This window comes from Clostridium sp. CM74B_53 (assembly GCF_036318045.1).
In the GTDB taxonomy this organism is placed as follows: domain Bacteria; phylum Bacillota; class Clostridia; order Lachnospirales; family Lachnospiraceae; genus Pilosibacter.
Map to the genome: position 1 here is coordinate 212402 of NZ_JAWQDE010000004.1, position 18485 is coordinate 230886.

Here is an 18485-nt window from a genome sequence, read left to right on the forward strand (position 1 = left end):
TTTTCTTTTCTCCTTTAGTCTACTCTCTTAATATCAAGTACCTTGTACTGAATGATTCCGGACTGTGTTTCAACGTCAACAACATCGCCAACGCGTTTGCCGATCAGCGCGTGTCCGACCGGGGACTCATTGGAGATCTTGTTCTCAAGGCTGTTTGCCTCTGTGGAACCAACGAGCTTGAATTCCATCTCCTCATCGAAATCAACATCGTAAACTTTTACGATACATCCAACATTGATCTTATCAAGGTTTACCTCGTCCTCAACGACAACCTCTGCGTTCTTTAACAGTTTCTCGAGCTCTTCGATTCTTAACTCAATATCTCTCTGCTCATCTTTCGCAGCATCGTACTCGGCATTCTCGGATAAGTCTCCCTGTTCTCTTGCCTCTTTGATCTTCTGGGCAATCTCACGACGGCGGTTTACTTTCAGATCCTGAAGCTCATCCTCGTATTTTTTCAGTCCTGCATAAGTTAAAATATGTTTCTTATCAGCCATGACGTCTTACCTTTCTTATTGTTTCGGGGCAGAATGACCCTTTATAATTTTTAGCTTTACATTCTCTGTATTATAGCGTGTAGAATTGGGATTGTCAAGAAGCCGAAAGCCTTAGTTTTGGTGGATTTTTGCGGATTTTCGCGGGGATGTGACAGAAAGTGCGGGGGAAGTGTATTTATTATAGAAAGAACGCGGAGACCCTGTACAGTAACGAAAGAGCAGTTCGACAAAGTAGATTTGTTGATTTATAGCGACAGATGCTTTATACTTATGATAATAAACAGGAATATAAAAGAGCATTTCTGCAAGAATTGGGAATAAAAGTAAGCGCAGAGCTTTTTATTTTAGTGGAAGATGAGGAAAAAAAGATGGTAACAGGAGAACTGAAAAATAAAATAGACAGTTTATGGGAGATATTCTGGACAGGCGGTCTGACGAATCCGCTGGAGGTAATCGAGCAGATGACGTATCTGATGTTCATCCGGGATCTGGATGATGCGGATAATACTCATGCAAAGGAAGCAGCGATGCTCGGAATTCCTTATAAGAGTATTTTTGCGGGACAAGTGCAGATTGGTGAGCGGATGGTTGATGGAAATCAGTTAAAATGGAGTGTGTTCCATGATTTCCCGGCGGAAAAGATGTATGCAAACATGCAGGAACTTGTATTTCCGTTCATGAAAAATCTTCATGGAAATAAAGAAAGCGCCTATTCAAAGTACATGGGAGACGCGATCTTCAAAGTTCCGACACCGCTTATGCTGGATAAGATTGTGAATGCGCTGGATGGTGTTTACGAACAGATGGAACAGCTAAAGAAGGCGGATACCAGGGGCGATGTCTACGAATATTTATTATCAAAACTTGCAACAGCAGGTGTAAACGGACAGTTCCGGACTCCGAGACACATTATCAGGATGATCGTCGACATGATGCAGCCAAAGCCGGATGATGTGATCTGCGACCCGGCCTGCGGTACATCAGGATTTTTAGTGACTGCCAGCGAGTATCTGCGGGAAAACTGCAAAAAAGAAGTCTTATTTGATAAGGCGAACAAAGATCATTATATGAATCATATGTTCCATGGTTACGATATGGACCGTACGATGCTTAGAATCGGTGCCATGAACATGATGACGCATGGTGTGGAAAATCCATCGATCGAGTATCGTGACAGCCTGAGTGATCAGAATCCGGACAAAGAGAAGTACAGCCTGATTCTTGCCAACCCGCCGTTTAAAGGCAGTCTGGACTACGATATCGTATCGGCGGATCTTTTAAAGGTATGTAAAACAAAGAAAACAGAGCTGCTGTTCCTGACCCTTTTCTTAAGAATGCTGAAAATCGGTGGCCGGTGCGCCTGCATCGTCCCGGATGGCGTATTATTCGGATCATCGACCGCACACAAGGCGATCCGGAAAGAACTGATTGAGAACAACCGCCTGGAAGCCGTCATCTCCATGCCGTCCGGTGTGTTTAAACCGTATGCGGGAGTTTCCACTGCAATCCTGATCTTTACAAAGACTGGTCATGGCGGCACTGATAAAGTCTGGTTTTACGACATGAAAGCAGATGGACTCAGTCTTGACGATAAGAGAAGTGAAATTTCTGAGAATGATATTCCGGACATCATTGAGCGATTCCATCATCTTGAAAAGGAGACGGACCGTGAACGCACCGAGCAGAGCTTTTTCGTCCAGAAGGAAGAAATTGTGGAGAACGATTACGACCTCTCCATCAATAAATATAAGAAGATCGAGTATGTTCCGGTAGAATATCCATCCACGCTGGAGATCATGACCGAGCTTCGGGAGCTGGAGATGAAGATCGGGGAAGAGATGGATGAGTTGGAAAGGCTGCTGGGGTTGTAGAAGATGATGGAGAGAGAATATGGAATTGGAAAATTTTCGGAGAGAGGAAATGGACAATTCGGGTTTGTGGGGATGAGTGGATGGAACATAAAAAATTAGGAGATATAGCTACGTATATAAATGGTTATGCTTTTAAACCACAGGATAGGGGAGAAAAAGGCCTGCCAATTATACGGATACAAGATTTAACCGGAAATGCTTATGATGTAGGATTTTATGATGGAGATTATCCAGAACGTATAGAGATAAATGATGGTGACATTCTTATTTCCTGGTCAGCCAGTTTAGGAGTGTACATTTGGGACAAAGGGAAAGCACTGCTTAATCAACATATTTTTAAGGTTGTGTTTGATAAAATTAAGGTTGATAAACGATATTTTGTTTTTGCGGTCCAGTATAAACTGAAAGAGATGGAACTAAAAACTCATGGTGCAACTATGAAACATATTGTTAAGAAAGATTTTGACAATACATTGATACCGTTTCCTTCAATTAAAGATCAAATTGAAATAGCAAATATCATTTCAAAGGCTTCAGAAATTATTTCCCTTCGACAGGAGCAGCTTGAAAAACTTGAAGAGTTGATCAGAGCCCGATTTGTCGAGATGTTTGGGGATGAAAATAATTCTAAAAATTGGAATGTTGTAAATGTTGAAGATGTTGCAGATGTCCAAGTTGGTGTTGTTATAAAGCCATCCCAGTATTATACAGATGAAAGTGAAGGCGTAAGAGCTTTTCGCTCTCTTAATATAGGTGCGGGATTTATTAAAGATATTGATTGGGTATATTTTACTAAAGAAGGACATCTGAAGAATTCAAAATCTATTCTTAAAGAGAATGATTTGTTAATAGTAAGGTCTGGTGCACCCGGTACCGCCTGTGTTGTTACAGAAGAATATGCGGGATGTAATGCAGTTGATATTATAATTGCTCATCCAGATTGTGAAAAAGTAAATCCTTATTATTTATGTACCTTTACAAATATGCCACATGGAAAAAAACAGATAGATGAAGGGATTGGCGGGGCAGCGCAACAGCATTTCAATGTTGGAAAATATAATAAATTACAATTGATGTTGCCGCCAAAGACGTTGCAAGATGAGTTCGGTGATTTTATCAATCAAGTCGACAAATCAAAAGATTCTGTACAAAAGGCACTTGATGAGGCGCAGCTTCTGTTTGACAGCCTGATGCAGCAGTATTTCGGATAAATTTGATTAACAGAAGGTAGATGTATGGGAAAATCGCAGGAATGGAAACTGGCTTTAGATCAATATATCCGGCAGGGAGATTCAGGGCTGGCTGAAAAAAGTGCTGCATGGCAGACTGCAATCGGTTTGCAGGATGTGGATGGATTAAAGATCTCAGAATATTTGTTGAAAATTGCTAAAGAACATATCGAAGGCAGGATTGACATGAATGCGGTGAAAACACGGATTCAGATATACTATGAAAAACGGAAAGGACACCTTACCGATGCCGAAGAGAGGACACGGGAGGCAGACCTCGTTTCGCTACACATTGTGGAATTATTGGGAGAGAAAACATTTCAGCTTTTACCTGCATTTTATATCAACATTCATAAACGTTTATTTACAGGGGTATTCCCGCATGCAGGGCGGCTGCGCAGCTACAATATCACAAAAGATGAGTGGATTTTAAACGGGAAAACCGTTTATTACGCTTCTTATAATGAAATACAGGCTGCATTGGATTACGATTTTTCACAGGAAAAACAGTTCCCGTATGAAACAGTTTCAGTTGCAGATGCAATGAAACATATTGCGGCATTTACATCCGGAATCTGGCAGATTCATCCATTTGGTGAGGGAAACACCCGTACCACAGCAATTTTTGTTATTCAATATCTGAAGGCATTTGGATTACGGGTCAACAGTGATGTATTTGCAGAGCATTCATGGTATTTTCGAAATGCGCTGGTTCGATCCAATTATAATAATTTTCAGTTGGGGATTCATGCAACAACAAAATATCTGGAACAGTTTTTCGAAAATCTGTTGATGAATATGAATCATGAATTAAAGAACCGCTATTTGCGTGTGGATTATCGGGATGATAGGATGATTCAAAGTGAGAATGCGGAGAGTTCAAAGTGCATAGATAATATTTTGAATTGCACTTTGGAAGAGATGGCTGTAATGAAGGTCATCGAAGAGAATCCGCGAATCACTCAAAAAGCTTTGGCTGCTGCATTGGGAAAATCAGAGCGCACGATCAAGACAAGAATGGGGTCTTTAAAGCAAAAAGGACTGATTCAAAGGAAAAATGGAAAGCGCAATGGGGATTGGGAAATATTGACCCGATCATAACTGTGAGGTATGAAACAGTTGCACCGGATTAAAAATATATGGCATTTGCAGGAGTAGGATGTTGGTATACAAAGGAAGGAGTATACCGATATGGAAGAAAAACTTGTAAACATCTTAAATCAGATGGCAGAATACCTGAATATTTCACAGATGAAGAAACTGCAGGAGGTTCTGTTGAAAAATCTGGCACAGCCGGAAACAACTAAAGTAGAGACTACGAATGATACCTACTTGCAGATGTTCCTGGATGCAAAGAAAATCGAAGGATGTTCCGAGAGAACGCTTCAATATTACCGTGTCACCGTAGAGAAAATGTTTCAGATGCTAAAGACGCCGGTCAGAAAGATTACAACGGAAGAGATCCGGACATATCTTTCGGAATATCAAAAGATCAATAACTGTGGGAAATCCACAATCGATAACATTCGGCGGAACATTTCAAGCTTTTTCTCATGGCTGGAAGAAGAGGATTATGTCCTGAAGAGCCCAATGCGTCGGATCCACAAAATCAAGACGAAACAGCAGGTGAAGGAAGTGATTTCCGACGAGGGGATTGAGCAGCTGCGGGATCATTGCTGTTGTGTCCGGGACCTGGCGATCATTGATCTGCTGTACTCAACGGGAATCCGTGTCGGGGAACTGGTAAATCTGAACATTAAAGATGTGGATTTTGAAGCCAGAGAATGTGTGGTGTTCGGAAAAGGTGATAAGGAGCGCAAAGTATACTTTGACGCGAAGGCAAAGCTGCATCTGCAAAATTATTTAAACAGCCGTTCTGATGACAACCCGGCATTGTTTGTAACACTGGATGCACCTCATGCCCGCTTAAAGATCAGTGGTGTCGAGATCAGACTGCGGAGACTCGGAAAAAAGATCAATCTGACAAGAATTCATCCCCACAAATTCCGCCGTACCATGGCGACTCGTGCAATCGACAAAGGAATGCCGATTGAGCAGGTCCAGAAGATTCTCGGTCATTCACAGATTGATACCACGATGCAGTACGCTATGGTCAACCAGTTAAATGTAAAAACATCCCATCAGAAGTACATTGCCTGATCAAGTTCGGGTTTGTGGGGATGAGGTAGATGGAGAAAGTAAGATTAGGAGATTACATCGAGGAATATTCAGTTAGAAACAAAAACGATGAAAATCTTCCAGTATATAGTGTTACCAATACTCAAGGATTTTGTAGGGACTACTTTGGAAAAGAAGTGGCAAGTAAAGACAAGACTACCTATAAAATAGTTCCTAAAGGTTGTTTTGCATATAATCCTTCAAGAATAAATGTAGGTTCGGTAGACTGGCAGCGAAAAGAAGAAAGAGTTATTGTAAGCCCATTATATAATGTGTTTGCCGTATCTGAGAGATTACGGCAGCAATATTTGTATTATTATTTGAAAAGCAATTTTGCTTTACAACGTATTAGATCAGTTGCAACTGGTAGTGTTCGTGATAATCTGAAATTGGAAATGTTAAAAGAATTTCCAATATGGCTTCCTAGTGTAGAAGAACAGGATGCCATTGTAAAGAAATTGGATATTGTAAATGAGGTTATCAATTTTCGCCGTCAAGAGATATTAAAATTAGAAAATTTGGCGCAAGCCCGATTTGTCGAGCTATTTGGTGATGTGAAAATCAATCAGCATAACTACAAAAAGATTAAAATTAAACAGGTACTGAAAAGTTGTGAAGCTGGGTGGAGTGGAAATGGCACGCAAAGAGTAAAAAAAGATGATGAAATTGCAGTTCTTAAAGTGAGTGCTGTTACAAAAGGCTATTTTATCCCAGAAGAATGTAAAGTATTGGATGATCAGGAAAATATTAAAAAGTATGTGACTCCAGAAAAGGGTGATTTGTTATTTAGCAGGGCAAACACGAGAGAAATGGTAGGCGCTACAGCGATAGTTAGAGAAGATTATCCAACGTTGATCTTGCCAGATAAATTATGGAAAATTCGATTCAACGATAGTGCTAATGTTTTTTATATGAAATATGTTTTAAGCAGTAAATCGATAAGAAATGAGTTTTCAGCTTCTTCTACGGGAACAAGTGGATCGATGTTTAATGTTTCAATGGATAAGTTTAAAGAAATAGAGATTCCGATTGCCCCAATAGAGCTCCAAAACCAATTTGCAGATTTCGTCCAAGCAATCGACAAATCAAAATTGCCATTACCTTTGCAAACGCACACTTGTCAACCCAATACCAGTTAATATTTGACTATTTCATGCAAAATTCATAGAAAGGACGCTGCTTATGCCTAAAATGACAGTTTATTACGGCGGCTACATGCCGGTGAAGGAACTGGAAATTCGGATCGGGAGAAATACGAAGGACTTTGGACCGGGATTTCATTAATTTCTGCACAGAAAATGCATTAAAGTGTTTGGAATATAGAGATTATGAGGTGATTCAATAATGCAGGAAACAGGGCGAGAACCGCAGAAAGACAACGATCTCTTTTTTACATGCAGTTTGATCGATTATATTGCCAGGAAGACAACAAACAAAAGAGCAGATGTTGTAAACGCATTAGGGAAAAAACGTCTGGAAAAGATTTATGATCTTGCGGATGTCTATCATTGTGATAACATAGACCGTGTCAGCGATGATTTCATTGCGGAGTCAGGTATCAAAAAAGGCAGTTTTGATAATGTAGGAGATTGTCAGTATACAATTCCGACTTACTGGGAAATTGGAAAAGTTTATAAAAGGCTGATCAAGAAGGTTGCGGAAAACGAAAAAATCAGTGTGATCGATGCACTGATGCAGGTTTATAATTCTTTTATCAGCCCGAAAATTGATGACTATAACAGCAGTGTTTACTATGAAAATCCATCGTACATTTTTGAAAGCTACAGAGAAAAGAAAATCTTGTAATGATTCAATCAGTCTGTGCACGTGCTGTACGGACGGTAATAAAAAAGTCATACACCCGAACAGGAGGTGTCATCATGACGAACTTTGATTTTTTAAAGGATGAACCAAAATTCAAAAGTTTTGCCGATACAGCGATCGCAGCGGAGCGGATTTTTTCCATTGATGAGTCTGCATCTGTTTTAAACTGCCGTCGGGCGATGGAATTTGCAATCAAGTGGATGTATTCGGTTGACAGCTCGCTGACGAAAACATGGGATGACAAGCTGGTCAGCCTGATGAGTGCGGAAGATTTCCGGGATCTTGTGGATAATGATTTATGGCAGCGGTTGGATTTTATCCGGAAAATGGGAAATACAGCGGCTCATACAGGAAAACGGGTATCGAAGGAGCAGGCGGCGCTGTGTCTGGAAAATCTGTTTGTTTTCATGGATTATGTAGCGTATTGCTATGCGGACCAATATTCAGAACGGGCATTTGATGAAAAACTGCTGGGTAAGACAGAGACGAAACCAGTCGCTATAAAGCCGCAGACACCGGAGATCGACCTGGAAACACTGATCAAAGAAAACCAGGCGTTAAAGGCAGAGCTGACGGCACGAAGAGAAGAGCAGCAGCCGACCTATGTGCCGAAACCGCTTGATATTTCGGAATATAAGACAAGAAAACTTTACATCGATGCCATGCTGGAGGATGCCGGTTGGATCGAGGGGAAAAACTGGCTGAATGAAGTGGAAATCCCGGGAATGCCGAATAAGAGCGAGACTGGATTTGCAGATTATGTTCTCTATGGGGATGATGGAAAGGCGCTTGCGATCATCGAGGCAAAGCGGACCTGTGTGGATGTGAGCAAGGGACGGCAGCAGGCGAAATTATACGCGGATCTGATCGAAAAACAGCAGGGAAGAAGACCTGTGGTATTCCTGACAAATGGATTCGAAACGCGGATTTCGGATAACCAGTATCCGGAGCGGAAGGTTGCTTCCATCTATTCAAAGCGTGATCTGGAAAAACTGTTCAATCTGCAGTCCATGCGTACCGGCTTGACGAATATTTTTGTCGATAAAAAGATTGCCGGGCGCTATTATCAGGAGGCAGCGGTGAAAGCAGTCTGCGATAGCTTTGATCGGAAAAATCGCAGGAAAGCGCTACTTGTCATGGCAACCGGTTCCGGAAAGACGAGAACCGTGATCGCGCTTGTCAAAATCCTTCTGAATCATGGATGGATCAAAAATGTACTGTTTCTTGCAGACCGGAACAGCCTGGTAACACAGGCGAAAAGAAGTTTTGCCAATCTTCTGCCGGATTTTTCCGTCACGAATCTCTGCGAAGAGAAAGATAATTATGGCGCGCATTGTGTCTTTTCCACCTACCAGACGATGATGAACTGCATTGATATGGTTCAGGATGAAGATGGAAAATTGTTTACATGCGGACATTTTGACCTTGTGATCTGTGATGAGGCACATCGATCCATTTACAATAAATACCGGGATATTTTCAATTATTTTGATGCCCCGCTTGTCGGACTTACCGCAACTCCGAAGGATGAGATCGATAAGAATACATATGAAATCTTTGAATTGGAAAGTGGTGTGCCGACATATGGATATGAGCTGGCGCAGGCGGTAAAAGATGGTTATCTTGTGGATTTTATGTCGATCGAGACGAGGTTAAAATTTATCGAAAATGGGATTGTCTACGATGAACTTTCTGAGGAGGATAAGCAGGAGTACGAGGAGACTTTTGAGACAGAAGATGGAAATCTTCCGGAGCAGATCAATTCTTCGGCACTTAATGACTGGGTGTTTAATGAAGATACGATCCGTGAAGTCTTGAATATTTTGATGACAAATGGGCTTCGCGTGGATTATGGGAATAAGATCGGAAAGACGATCATTTTTGCGAAGAACCACCGGCATGCAGAGAAAATTCTTGAGGTGTTTGGAAAAGAATATCCACACTTGAAAGACTATGCAAAAGTGATAGATAATTATCTGAACTATGCGCAGAGTGCGATCGATGAATTTTCAGATCCAAAGAAAATGCCGCAGATCGCGATATCGGTTGATATGCTGGATACTGGAATTGATGTTCCGGAGGTCTTAAACCTTGTATTCTTCAAAAAAGTTATGAGTAAGGCAAAATTCTGGCAGATGATCGGACGCGGAACGAGACTTTGTCCGGGACTTATGGATGGTGCAGATAAGGACAAGTTTTATATCTTTGATTTTTGTGGGAATTTTGAATTTTTCCGGATGAACAAAGGAAAATCGACAGCGAATACGATTGCGGTTCAGGGGGCGATTTTTCAGCTGAAATTCGAAATGTCGTACAAGCTTCAGGATCTCGCATATCAGACAGAACAACTAAAAAAATTCCGCAGTTCGCTTATTGAAGATATGACCGGAAAGGTGCGCGAGCTGAATCGGGATAATTTTGCAGTCCGTCAGCATTTAAAATACGTGGAACTGTATTCATCAGGAGAGAACTATCAGGCGCTGACTTATGCGGATACTTTGGTAGCTCGGGATGAACTGGCACCGTTGATTGAACCGGAAAAAGATGATGCGCAGGCGCTCCGTTTTGATGCACTGATGTACGGAATTGAGCTGGCGTATCTGGCCGGAAAGAAATATTCCAGGGGGAAACATGATCTTATAAAACGAGCAAGGGGTCTTACAAAGGTTGCAAATATTCCGGAGATTACAAAACAGGCACCGTTGATTGAGCAGATCCTCCATACAGATTATCTGGATCGTGCGGATGTCAATGATTTTGAAAAAATACGGAAAAATCTGCGTGATCTCGTGAAGTACATTCCGAAAGAGTATATCATTTATGAGACGAATATGGATGATGAAGTTTTATCTACGGAGTGGAACGAATCGGAGCTCGAAAATGATGATCTGAAAAATTATAAGGCAAAGGCGGAGTTCTATATCCGGGAACATCAGAATGAATCAGTGATTGCGAAGCTGAAAGGAAATATCCCGCTGAATTCCGAAGATGTGAAGGAGCTGGAAAAGATCCTCTGGAGTGATCTCGGAACGAAGGCAGATTATGAGGCGGAGTATGGGGAAAAGCCACTCGGTGAGTTTGTACGGGGAATCGTCGGTCTCGATATGAATGCGGCGAAACAGGCGTTTTCAGAATATCTGGACAGCACCAACCTTGACAGCCGGCAGATCTATTTTGTGAACCAGATTGTGGAATATATTGTCCAGAATGGAATGATGAAGGATCTGTCTGTTCTTCAGGATTCCCCGTTTACAGATCAGGGAAGTATTGTGGATGTCTTCACAGATCTGTCTGTATGGATGGGGATCCGGAAGGTGATCGACCAGGTGAATGCGAATGCGGCGGCATGATGTTATTCCTCATGAAACAGTTTCCGCCGAACGTCTTCTTTTATCTTGACAAGTAACCGTTCGGTTGCTATAATACAAAGTAACCGAACGGTTACAAAAACAAGAAATCAGGTCATGACCGGAAAGACGGAAGAGCCAGACGCTAAGACGCAGTGCTGATTGAAAAATTCAATCTCGCATTGTGTCTTTTGTTTTTCAATGGGTTCACTCGCAAAGATTGCTGCATTCTGCCGATAGGGCGTTTTTGAGATCTATAACAAAAATTTTTGTCGCAGATCAGCTTTTATCCGATCATGCTAACACAGTTCCTTCCGGGAATGCTCCGCGGAATACGCGGCGTACAAGCGGTCCTGCAACGAGGAGCTGGAACGGAAGAGCCATGATAAAGTTCTTCGGAATGTTTGTCAGCCAGATGATCAGGAGCAGATTGAAGTTTCCGCTCTTTACACATCCCTCAAGAGCTCCGTACATGGACATGATGATCACCATCGGAACGACCATGGAGCAGGAAACTGCGATCACTTTGTGTAATACCGGGCTTTCCGGCTTAACGAGAAAACGGAATGCGAATCCCTTTGCCGGGCCTGATACGACGAACCAGTCCATGCACATCGCAAACACGTAGGCGATCGGGAAACCGATCCATGCTTCGCGGATCGTGGTCAGGTTCAGAGCTCCCATGTGAAGGGTTACATTGTAGATGCTCATCCAGAGCACCATAGTAAAGCACATTAATACGGTGTAGATCAGACTTTCTCTTTTATTTTTTGGCATACTTTTTCTCCTTTTTGTGAAATTGTGTTTTTGGTTATTGTACGTGCCAGCGTACATATTCTTTTTCATGATCGGAAAAGCATATGGAATGTCTTTTCTTCCGGATGCGCTTCTCACTGCAAGGGGCAGAAAAAAAGCAGCGAAGTCAACAAAACTCGTTGCGACTCCACTGCTTTTTGTGTGCATCTCACTGCGTTTCCAATCTCTATGTGAACGCAGTATACAATATTTTTCCGGACTTCGTAAGTCTTTTTTTCCAATTTTTTCATTTTCGGAAACATGCACAAATTGTATACAATATTCTTATATGCTCTTATTCACATTCCCATATGGAGTTTCATGTAATGATTTCCTCACAGAATTTTCACATTTTTTTCGTTGACATTTAATGATGGATGTCTTATGATACTTAGCAAGCTAACAAATTAGTTTGCTAAGTATTTGCTAAGAATAAAATCAATGGAATACGGTCGGAGACGACAGGAACTCTGATTTTGGTTTCACATTTTCTTACGGTCAGAGCGGAGAATGGAAAGAAGCGCTGAAATATGAGGCAGACAAAGATGATAGCGATCACGCTCGGTGCGAGAATGAGCTGCGGCACATTCTTTTTTAAAGGGGGATTTTGATTTATGAAAGAAACTGTTGGCAGAAGTATCGGGATGCTGTCCAATTTGATCCGGAGGCATTTCAGTACCTTTTCTTTTCACGACACTCTGAGCCCCGCGCAGGGAAAAACGCTTCATTTTATTCTGGCGAGAAGCATGGACACGGATGTGTTCCAGAAAGATGTTGAGGAAGAATACAGCCTGCGGCCGCCGACGGCCACAAAAATCTTAAAGGATATGGAAAAGAATGGTCTGATCCGCCGGGAAACGGTTCCCTACGATGCGAGATTAAAGCGGATCGTTGTGACGGAAAAGGGACTCCAGTACCAGGAAATGATCCGGGAGAGTCTGGAGGAGACGGAACGAAGGCTGACCGCGGGGATCACGGAGGATGATCTCGCGACATTTTTCCGCGTCATCAGCCGGATGATCCGGAACATGTCCTGATACAGATTAGTCAGATAAGACTCTGTTCTCTTTCCGGCAGCGGGAGACAGAAGACTTATCTGAAAGGAGAAAGTCCGTTATGAGGACAAAAGGGGGGAAGATACAGCCGGTTCTGCAAGGATACGGACTTGCTGTACCGAACCTTTTGAACTTTTATCATAACAAATCATAATATGGAAACGAGGTAAGATTCATGGTTAAAACACTTTTAAAAAGCGTGCGCCAATATAAACGGGCATCCATCGAGACGCCCGTGTTCGTTGCCATGGAGGTCGTGCTGGAATGTACGATCCCGCTCATCATGTCAAAGCTCATCGATGACATGACGGGAACTTCCATGACGCCGATCTTAAAGTACGGCGTGCTTCTTCTGGTCCTTGCGACCATGTCCTTGTGTTTTGGAGTCCTCTCCGCAAGATCCGCGGCAACAGCCGGATGCGGACTTGCAAAGAACCTCCGGAGAGATCTCTATTTTAAAACCCAGGATTTCGCGTTTGCGGATATCGACAAGTTTTCATCGTCCTCTCTGGTCACGAGAATGACGACCGACGTCACAAACGTCCAGAATGCGTATCAGATGCTCATCCGGATGGCAGTCCGTGCCCCGCTCATGATGATCTTCTCCGTGATCATGAGCATGAGTATCAATGTCCGGATGTCCTTCATCTTCCTGGCACTGATCCCGGTCCTCGCGATCGCGCTGTTCGGCATCTTTTTCTATGTACATCCGATCTTCAAGCGGATCTTTAAGAAGTATGATGCCTTAAACAATTCCGTCCAGGAAAACGTCGGCGGCATCCGTGTTGTAAAATCCTTCGTCCGTGAAGACTACGAGAAGGAAAAGTTCGGAAAAGCCGCAGAGGAAGTCCGGAAAGACTTCACGATGGCAGAGAAGATCCTCGCATTGAACAACCCGCTCATGATGTTCTGCATCTATCTTGCGATGCTTTTAGTAAGCTTCTTTGGAGCGAAGCTCATCATCGGATCCGGCGGAACATCGCTCTCGACCGGTGAACTTTCCTCCCTGATCAGCTATGGCGTCCAGATCCTGTCTTCAATGATGATGCTGTCCATGGTATTTGTTATGTGCAGCATGGCGCAGGAATCCGGCGACCGTATCGCGGAGGTCCTGACACATGAGAGTGTCCTGAGATCTCCGGAAAACGGAGCGAAGGAAGTGAAGGACGGCAGCATCGAGTTTGATCATGTTTCCTTCCGCTATTCCGGAAAGAACAAGAAATATGCGCTCACGGACATCGATCTTGAGATCCCGTCCGGCGCTACGATCGGGATCATCGGAGGAACCGGTTCCTCCAAGACTTCCCTGATCCAGCTGATCCCGCGTCTCTATGACGTCTCGGAAGGTTCGGTCAAAGTCGGTGGACGCGATGTGAGAGAATATGATCTCCAGGCGCTCCGTGACGCGGTGGCCGTCGTTCTCCAGAAGAACGTCCTGTTCTCGGGAACGATCAAAGATAACCTCCGCTGGGGCAACAAGAACGCCACAGACGAGGAGCTGATCCATGCATGCAAGCTTGCGCAGGCGGATGAGTTCGTCACCCAGTTCCCGGCCGGCTATGACACTTACATCGAGCAGGGAGGAACGAACGTCTCCGGCGGCCAGAAGCAGCGTCTCTGTATTGCGAGAGCTCTTTTAAAGAAGCCGAAGATCCTGATCCTCGATGACTCCACCTCTGCGGTCGACACAAAGACCGATGCCCTGATCCGTCAGGCATTTAAGAATGAGCTTCCGGATACCACAAAGATCATCATCGCCCAGCGTGTCTCCTCTGTGCAGGATGCGGACCGCATTCTCGTCATGGACGGCGGACGGATCGTGGAGTCCGGTACGCATGAAGAACTTCTCGCTTTAAACGGAATTTACCGGGAAGTCAATGATTCCCAGACAAAGAGCAAGGAGGCAGAGTGATATGGAAAAACAGAACAATAGGAAAAAAGGCACTTTCGGCCGCCTGCTCCGCTATATCTTCCAGAATTACAGGATCCACCTGATCGTGGTCATCTGCTGCATCATCGTCAGCGCGGCGGCTTCCGTTGTCCAGACGGTATTTTTACAGCGGCTGATCGATACCTGCATCCTTCCGGGCCTGAAATCGGGCATGGAAAGTGTGAAACAGCCGTTCATGCAGACGATTCTCTCCATGCTCACGATCTACGCGTTCGGTGTTGCAGCGGCGTTCACCTACACGCATCTCATGGCGATCGTGACACAGGGAACGTTAAAGCATCTGCGTGTGGACATGTTCGATAAGATGCAGTCCCTGCCGATCAAATATTTTGATACACATGCACACGGCGATATCATGAGTACCTACACGAACGATACGGACGCGATCCGCCAGATGATCGGTCAGTCGCTTCCGATGGTATTCCAGGCATCTTTGACGATCACAGTCATGTTCCTCATGATGATCTACTACAGCGTGTGGATGACGATCCTGGTCTGCCTGTTCTCGGTGCTCATGCTGACGGTCACGAAGAAATTCGGCGGCGCGAGCTCCCGCTATATGATGGAGCAGCAGAAGTCGCTCGCGAAAGAGGAAGGTTTCATCGAGGAGATGATCCAGGGACAGAAGGTCGTAAAGGTGTTCTGTCATGAAGAAGAGTGCAAGAAGGATTTCGACAAGTTAAATGAGAAACTGTTCTCCGACGGAGAACTTGCAAACCGCTATGGTAACTCCCTGATGCCGATCTTAAACAATGTCGGCAACCTGATGTATGTGGTACTCGCGATCGTTGGCGGACTTCTCGTCTACTGCGGAGCGCCGAACTTAAGCCTCGGCGGAAACGGTGTCCTTACGATCGGTATCATCGTCTCGTTCCTCGGAATGGCAAGACAGCTTTCCCAGACGATCGGGCAGGCATCCATGCAGGTTTCCATGGTCGCAATGGGACTCGCAGGAGCTTCCAGAGTGTTCTCTCTGATCGATGAGGAGCCGGAGAAGGATGAAGGTTATGTAACGCTTGTCCGCGCGGAGTGGACTGCGGACGGAACCTTGAAGGAGACAAACGACAAGAACGGCATCTGGGCATGGAAACATCCGCACAAGGCGGACGGAACCGTCACCTACACCCCGTTAAAGGGCGATATCCGGTTGGAGGATGTTGATTTCGGCTACACACCGGAGAAGCTTGTTCTCCATGATATCACTCTTTATGCGAAACCTGGCCAGAAGATCGCGTTTGTAGGTGCGACCGGCGCCGGAAAGACGACGATCACGAACCTGATCAACCGTTTCTACGACATTCCGGACGGAAAGATCCGTTACGACGGCATCAACATCACGAAGATCAGAAAGCCGGATCTTAGAAGATCTCTCGGCGTCGTTTTACAGGATGTCAACCTGTTTACCGGCACGGTCATGGACAACATCCGCTATGGTCGTCTGGACGCCACGGACGAGGAGTGTATGGCGGCAGCGAGACTGGCGAATGCCGATGACTTTATCCAGAGACTGCCGGAGGGCTACAATACGATGCTCACCGGAAATGGTGCGAGCCTTTCCCAGGGTCAGAGACAGCTCATCTCGATCGCGAGAGCAGCCGTTGCGGATCCGCCGGTCATGATCCTCGATGAGGCGACAAGCTCGATCGATACGAGAACGGAGGCACTCGTCCAGGAAGGTATGGACAACCTGATGATGGGACGTACCGTCTTTGTTATCGCGCACCGTCTTTCCACGGTCCGCAACAGTAAGGCGATCATGGTTCTCGACCACGGTCACATCATCGAGCGCGGCGACCATGAGACGCTGATCGCGCAGAAGGGCGTGTATTATCAGCTTTATACAGGTGCGTTTGAGCTGGAGTAATGGCTGCGGTCTGGTCATACAGTAATTTGTGAATATAACAAGTGAAAACACGCTTCGCGTAAATAAAAATCCCCCTCTAACTTCTGCAGTGTGCCCGGAAATCCGGGTGTGCGGGCAGGAGTGGGAGGGGGATTTTTTATGCCGTCTGTTCTTTTTCTGTCAGAAATGATACAAATCGGAAATGACGGTCGAGGACGTTTCCAATCAGACCGATCACTTTTCCCATGGTAAAGGCAGCAAGGATCGTTCCGATCCCGAGGCCTTTGATGTGGCCGAGGAAGAGGAAGGTCAGTCCGGCAGTCACGGCGAGGCAGGTCACGTCGAAGGTGATCTTGACTCTGGAGTAGGGTACTTTGAGGATCTCAGCTGTTTCACGCGGGAACAGGTCGGTCGGGATGATCGGGAGTCCGCAGCGGTTGGAGAGTGCAATTCCGATGCAGAGGACGACATAGCTCACGATAAAGTAACAGATCTGATATCCGAGTCCCATTGGAAGACCGGCAAGGGCAGTTTTGTAGACATCCAGCATCTTGCTGAAGGCAAAGCCGACTACGAAGCTGAAGAGATAGGTTGGAACGAATTTTTTTCGAAGGACCATCAGGACAGCCACGAGTGTGCCCTGAAAGATGTAGGTCCAGGTGCCGAGTGTCATTCGTGGGAATGATTCGGAGAAGGCGTATGGTACACTGGAGATTGCCGAGATTCCGGCGCCGGAGTCGAGCATCAGGACTACGCCGAAGCTGTTGATGAGGACAACGATCAAGAGGGCAAGTTCACCTCGCCAGATCGGGCGGGTGTCGTTTTGGTTTTTTGTATTCATTTGTGTATGTCTCCTGTTAGTCGATGTTTCTGTGAGGTGCAGAACGGTTATTATTGTAGCGCGGGGGTGGGGAATGTACAAGAGGGAGTTTTTTGCTGTCCATTGCCCGAAAAAAGTTGCCGGAGACAGGCTAACATCCGAAAAAAATGTAGGAAAGAGTGAGCTAACATCCGAAAAAATGTGGTACAGCACGACTTTAACGTCCGTAAAAATTTAGAATAGAACGAATTTACGTCCGAAAAAATGTAATATAACGCATATTTACATCCGTAAAAGTATTGATCTCTATGGATTCTTTTTATTCCATGTAGGAGTACGGTTTTACCGGCGGCTGGTCTGCCTTGTGTTCCCCGATGATTTTTTCCATCCAGATCATGTCGTACCAGCGGTTGAATTTATAGCCGCAGTTTTCGAAGGTACCACAGAGGTGGAAGCCGAGATGTTCGTGGAACTGGGCACTGTTTTTGTTGAGATATTCGTCCTCTACTTTGGGGTAGCCGATGCAGGCATAAAGATTCAGAATGCCCATGGTTTTCAGGCGGTCGGCGAGGGCTTCGTAGAGTTTTCGGCCGAGACCGCATTTTTTGGCGTTATGGTCCAGGTAGATCGTGAGTTCGCAGGCCCAATCGTAGGCAGCGCGGCCAACGAAGGGACCTGCATAGGAGTAGCCTTCGATTTTTCCGTTTCGCTCGATCACGAGATATGGATATTTTTTCATGGTGTTGCGCATCCGGTTTTCGAATTCTTCGAGAGAGGGGACTTCGTATTCGAATGTGATCACGGTGTTTTCTACATAATAGGTATAGATTTCCAGGATGCGTGGGGCATCTTCAAGTTTTGCGTTTCGGATATTGATGGAATCCATGGGGGACCTCCTTTTTGAAAAAACTGCTGTAACAGGAGTTATTATAGCACCGGAAAAAGGAGATGAAAACAGGTGTTTTGTCGCGGAACGATATCCTGCAATCATCGTCGGAAAACGTTTTTACCCCGTAAGTCTTGTAAATGACCAATTGCGGCGTCTGGATGATCCGCCTGCCAAATAGAAAGAATT

The 18485-nt window shown here is 44.8% G+C and carries 14 protein-coding genes; 10 read left to right on the top strand and 4 right to left on the bottom strand.

All coding sequences use genetic code 11. The features are described from left to right. Positions 1 to 14: 14 nt before the first annotated feature. On the bottom strand, positions 15 to 497 hold the full coding sequence (gene greA / locus V2546_RS05150) for a transcription elongation factor GreA (protein WP_117484601.1): 483 nt from the start codon (positions 495 to 497) through the stop codon (positions 15 to 17). A gap of 368 nt (positions 498 to 865) precedes the next feature. Between greA and V2546_RS05155 the strand changes: the two genes are divergently transcribed. From V2546_RS05155 to V2546_RS05185, 7 genes are all read left to right on the top strand, one after another. Then, positions 866 to 2368 (top strand): class I SAM-dependent DNA methyltransferase, encoded by a 1503-nt coding sequence (locus V2546_RS05155; protein WP_329751722.1) that lies wholly within the window; start codon positions 866 to 868, stop codon positions 2366 to 2368. 80 nt (positions 2369 to 2448) lie between these two features. Beyond that, positions 2449 to 3579, top strand: coding sequence for a restriction endonuclease subunit S (locus V2546_RS05160; protein ID WP_329751723.1), 1131 nt, complete (start codon positions 2449 to 2451; stop codon positions 3577 to 3579). Between the two features lie 24 nt (positions 3580 to 3603). After that, positions 3604 to 4698 (top strand): Fic family protein, encoded by a 1095-nt coding sequence (locus tag V2546_RS05165; RefSeq protein ID WP_329751724.1) that lies wholly within the window; start codon positions 3604 to 3606, stop codon positions 4696 to 4698. 90 nt (positions 4699 to 4788) lie between these two features. Further along, complete coding sequence (gene xerA, locus V2546_RS05170) at positions 4789 to 5757, top strand: site-specific tyrosine recombinase/integron integrase (protein WP_329751725.1); 969 nt, start codon at positions 4789 to 4791, stop codon at positions 5755 to 5757. A 29-nt stretch (positions 5758 to 5786) separates the two neighbouring features. Next, positions 5787 to 6914 carry a restriction endonuclease subunit S gene (locus tag V2546_RS05175; protein WP_329751727.1) on the top strand — a complete coding sequence of 376 codons (1128 nt, stop codon included), beginning with the start codon at positions 5787 to 5789 and terminating at the stop codon, positions 6912 to 6914. A 205-nt stretch (positions 6915 to 7119) separates the two neighbouring features. Then, the gene (locus tag V2546_RS05180; protein WP_118532817.1) at positions 7120 to 7581 is read left to right on the top strand and encodes a hypothetical protein; all 462 of its coding nucleotides are present in this window, start codon (positions 7120 to 7122) and stop codon (positions 7579 to 7581) included. A gap of 74 nt (positions 7582 to 7655) precedes the next feature. After that, a complete protein-coding gene (locus V2546_RS05185; RefSeq protein WP_329751728.1) occupies positions 7656 to 10949 on the top strand; it encodes a DEAD/DEAH box helicase family protein in 3294 nt (1097 codons plus the stop codon). A 291-nt stretch (positions 10950 to 11240) separates the two neighbouring features. Here V2546_RS05185 and V2546_RS05190 read toward each other — a convergent pair whose 3' ends face one another. Next, complete coding sequence (locus V2546_RS05190; RefSeq protein ID WP_329751729.1) at positions 11241 to 11723, bottom strand: DUF2798 domain-containing protein; 483 nt, start codon at positions 11721 to 11723, stop codon at positions 11241 to 11243. Between the two features lie 632 nt (positions 11724 to 12355). On the opposite strand from V2546_RS05190, the gene V2546_RS05195 reads away from it, so the two are divergent. The 3 genes from V2546_RS05195 to V2546_RS05205 all read left to right on the top strand — a co-directional run bounded on the left by V2546_RS05195 (position 12356) and on the right by V2546_RS05205 (position 16611). Beyond that, a complete protein-coding gene (locus tag V2546_RS05195) occupies positions 12356 to 12778 on the top strand; it encodes a MarR family winged helix-turn-helix transcriptional regulator (protein ID WP_118603372.1) in 423 nt (140 codons plus the stop codon). 193 nt (positions 12779 to 12971) lie between these two features. Next, on the top strand, positions 12972 to 14708 hold the full coding sequence (locus tag V2546_RS05200; RefSeq protein WP_118603374.1) for an ABC transporter ATP-binding protein: 1737 nt from the start codon (positions 12972 to 12974) through the stop codon (positions 14706 to 14708). A gap of 1 nt (position 14709) precedes the next feature. Then, on the top strand, positions 14710 to 16611 hold the full coding sequence (locus tag V2546_RS05205; protein ID WP_118533219.1) for an ABC transporter ATP-binding protein: 1902 nt from the start codon (positions 14710 to 14712) through the stop codon (positions 16609 to 16611). 136 nt (positions 16612 to 16747) lie between these two features. Here the strand turns inward: V2546_RS05205 and V2546_RS05210 are convergent, their stop codons facing one another. After that, positions 16748 to 17431, bottom strand: a complete 684-nt coding sequence (locus V2546_RS05210) for a DUF6198 family protein (protein ID WP_118533217.1) — start codon at positions 17429 to 17431, stop codon at positions 16748 to 16750. Between the two features lie 298 nt (positions 17432 to 17729). Further along, complete coding sequence (locus V2546_RS05215; RefSeq protein ID WP_329751730.1) at positions 17730 to 18296, bottom strand: N-acetyltransferase family protein; 567 nt, start codon at positions 18294 to 18296, stop codon at positions 17730 to 17732. Between the last annotated feature and the right edge of the window lie 189 nt (positions 18297 to 18485).

Excerpts from the sequence above, each read along its gene's own strand:
- greA (WP_117484601.1), bottom strand. The coding sequence starts at position 497 with ATGGCTGATAAGAAACATATTTTAACTTATGCAGGACTGAAAAAATAC.
- V2546_RS05155 (WP_329751722.1), top strand. The coding sequence starts at position 866 with ATGGTAACAGGAGAACTGAAAAATAAAATAGACAGTTTATGGGAGATA.
- V2546_RS05160 (WP_329751723.1), top strand. The coding sequence starts at position 2,449 with ATGGAACATAAAAAATTAGGAGATATAGCTACGTATATAAATGGTTAT.
- V2546_RS05165 (WP_329751724.1), top strand. The coding sequence starts at position 3,604 with ATGGGAAAATCGCAGGAATGGAAACTGGCTTTAGATCAATATATCCGG.
- xerA (WP_329751725.1), top strand. The coding sequence starts at position 4,789 with ATGGAAGAAAAACTTGTAAACATCTTAAATCAGATGGCAGAATACCTG.
- V2546_RS05175 (WP_329751727.1), top strand. The coding sequence starts at position 5,787 with ATGGAGAAAGTAAGATTAGGAGATTACATCGAGGAATATTCAGTTAGA.
- V2546_RS05180 (WP_118532817.1), top strand. The coding sequence starts at position 7,120 with ATGCAGGAAACAGGGCGAGAACCGCAGAAAGACAACGATCTCTTTTTT.
- V2546_RS05185 (WP_329751728.1), top strand. The coding sequence starts at position 7,656 with ATGACGAACTTTGATTTTTTAAAGGATGAACCAAAATTCAAAAGTTTT.
- V2546_RS05190 (WP_329751729.1), bottom strand. The coding sequence starts at position 11,723 with ATGCCAAAAAATAAAAGAGAAAGTCTGATCTACACCGTATTAATGTGC.
- V2546_RS05195 (WP_118603372.1), top strand. The coding sequence starts at position 12,356 with ATGAAAGAAACTGTTGGCAGAAGTATCGGGATGCTGTCCAATTTGATC.
- V2546_RS05200 (WP_118603374.1), top strand. The coding sequence starts at position 12,972 with ATGGTTAAAACACTTTTAAAAAGCGTGCGCCAATATAAACGGGCATCC.
- V2546_RS05205 (WP_118533219.1), top strand. The coding sequence starts at position 14,710 with ATGGAAAAACAGAACAATAGGAAAAAAGGCACTTTCGGCCGCCTGCTC.
- V2546_RS05210 (WP_118533217.1), bottom strand. The coding sequence starts at position 17,431 with ATGAATACAAAAAACCAAAACGACACCCGCCCGATCTGGCGAGGTGAA.
- V2546_RS05215 (WP_329751730.1), bottom strand. The coding sequence starts at position 18,296 with ATGGATTCCATCAATATCCGAAACGCAAAACTTGAAGATGCCCCACGC.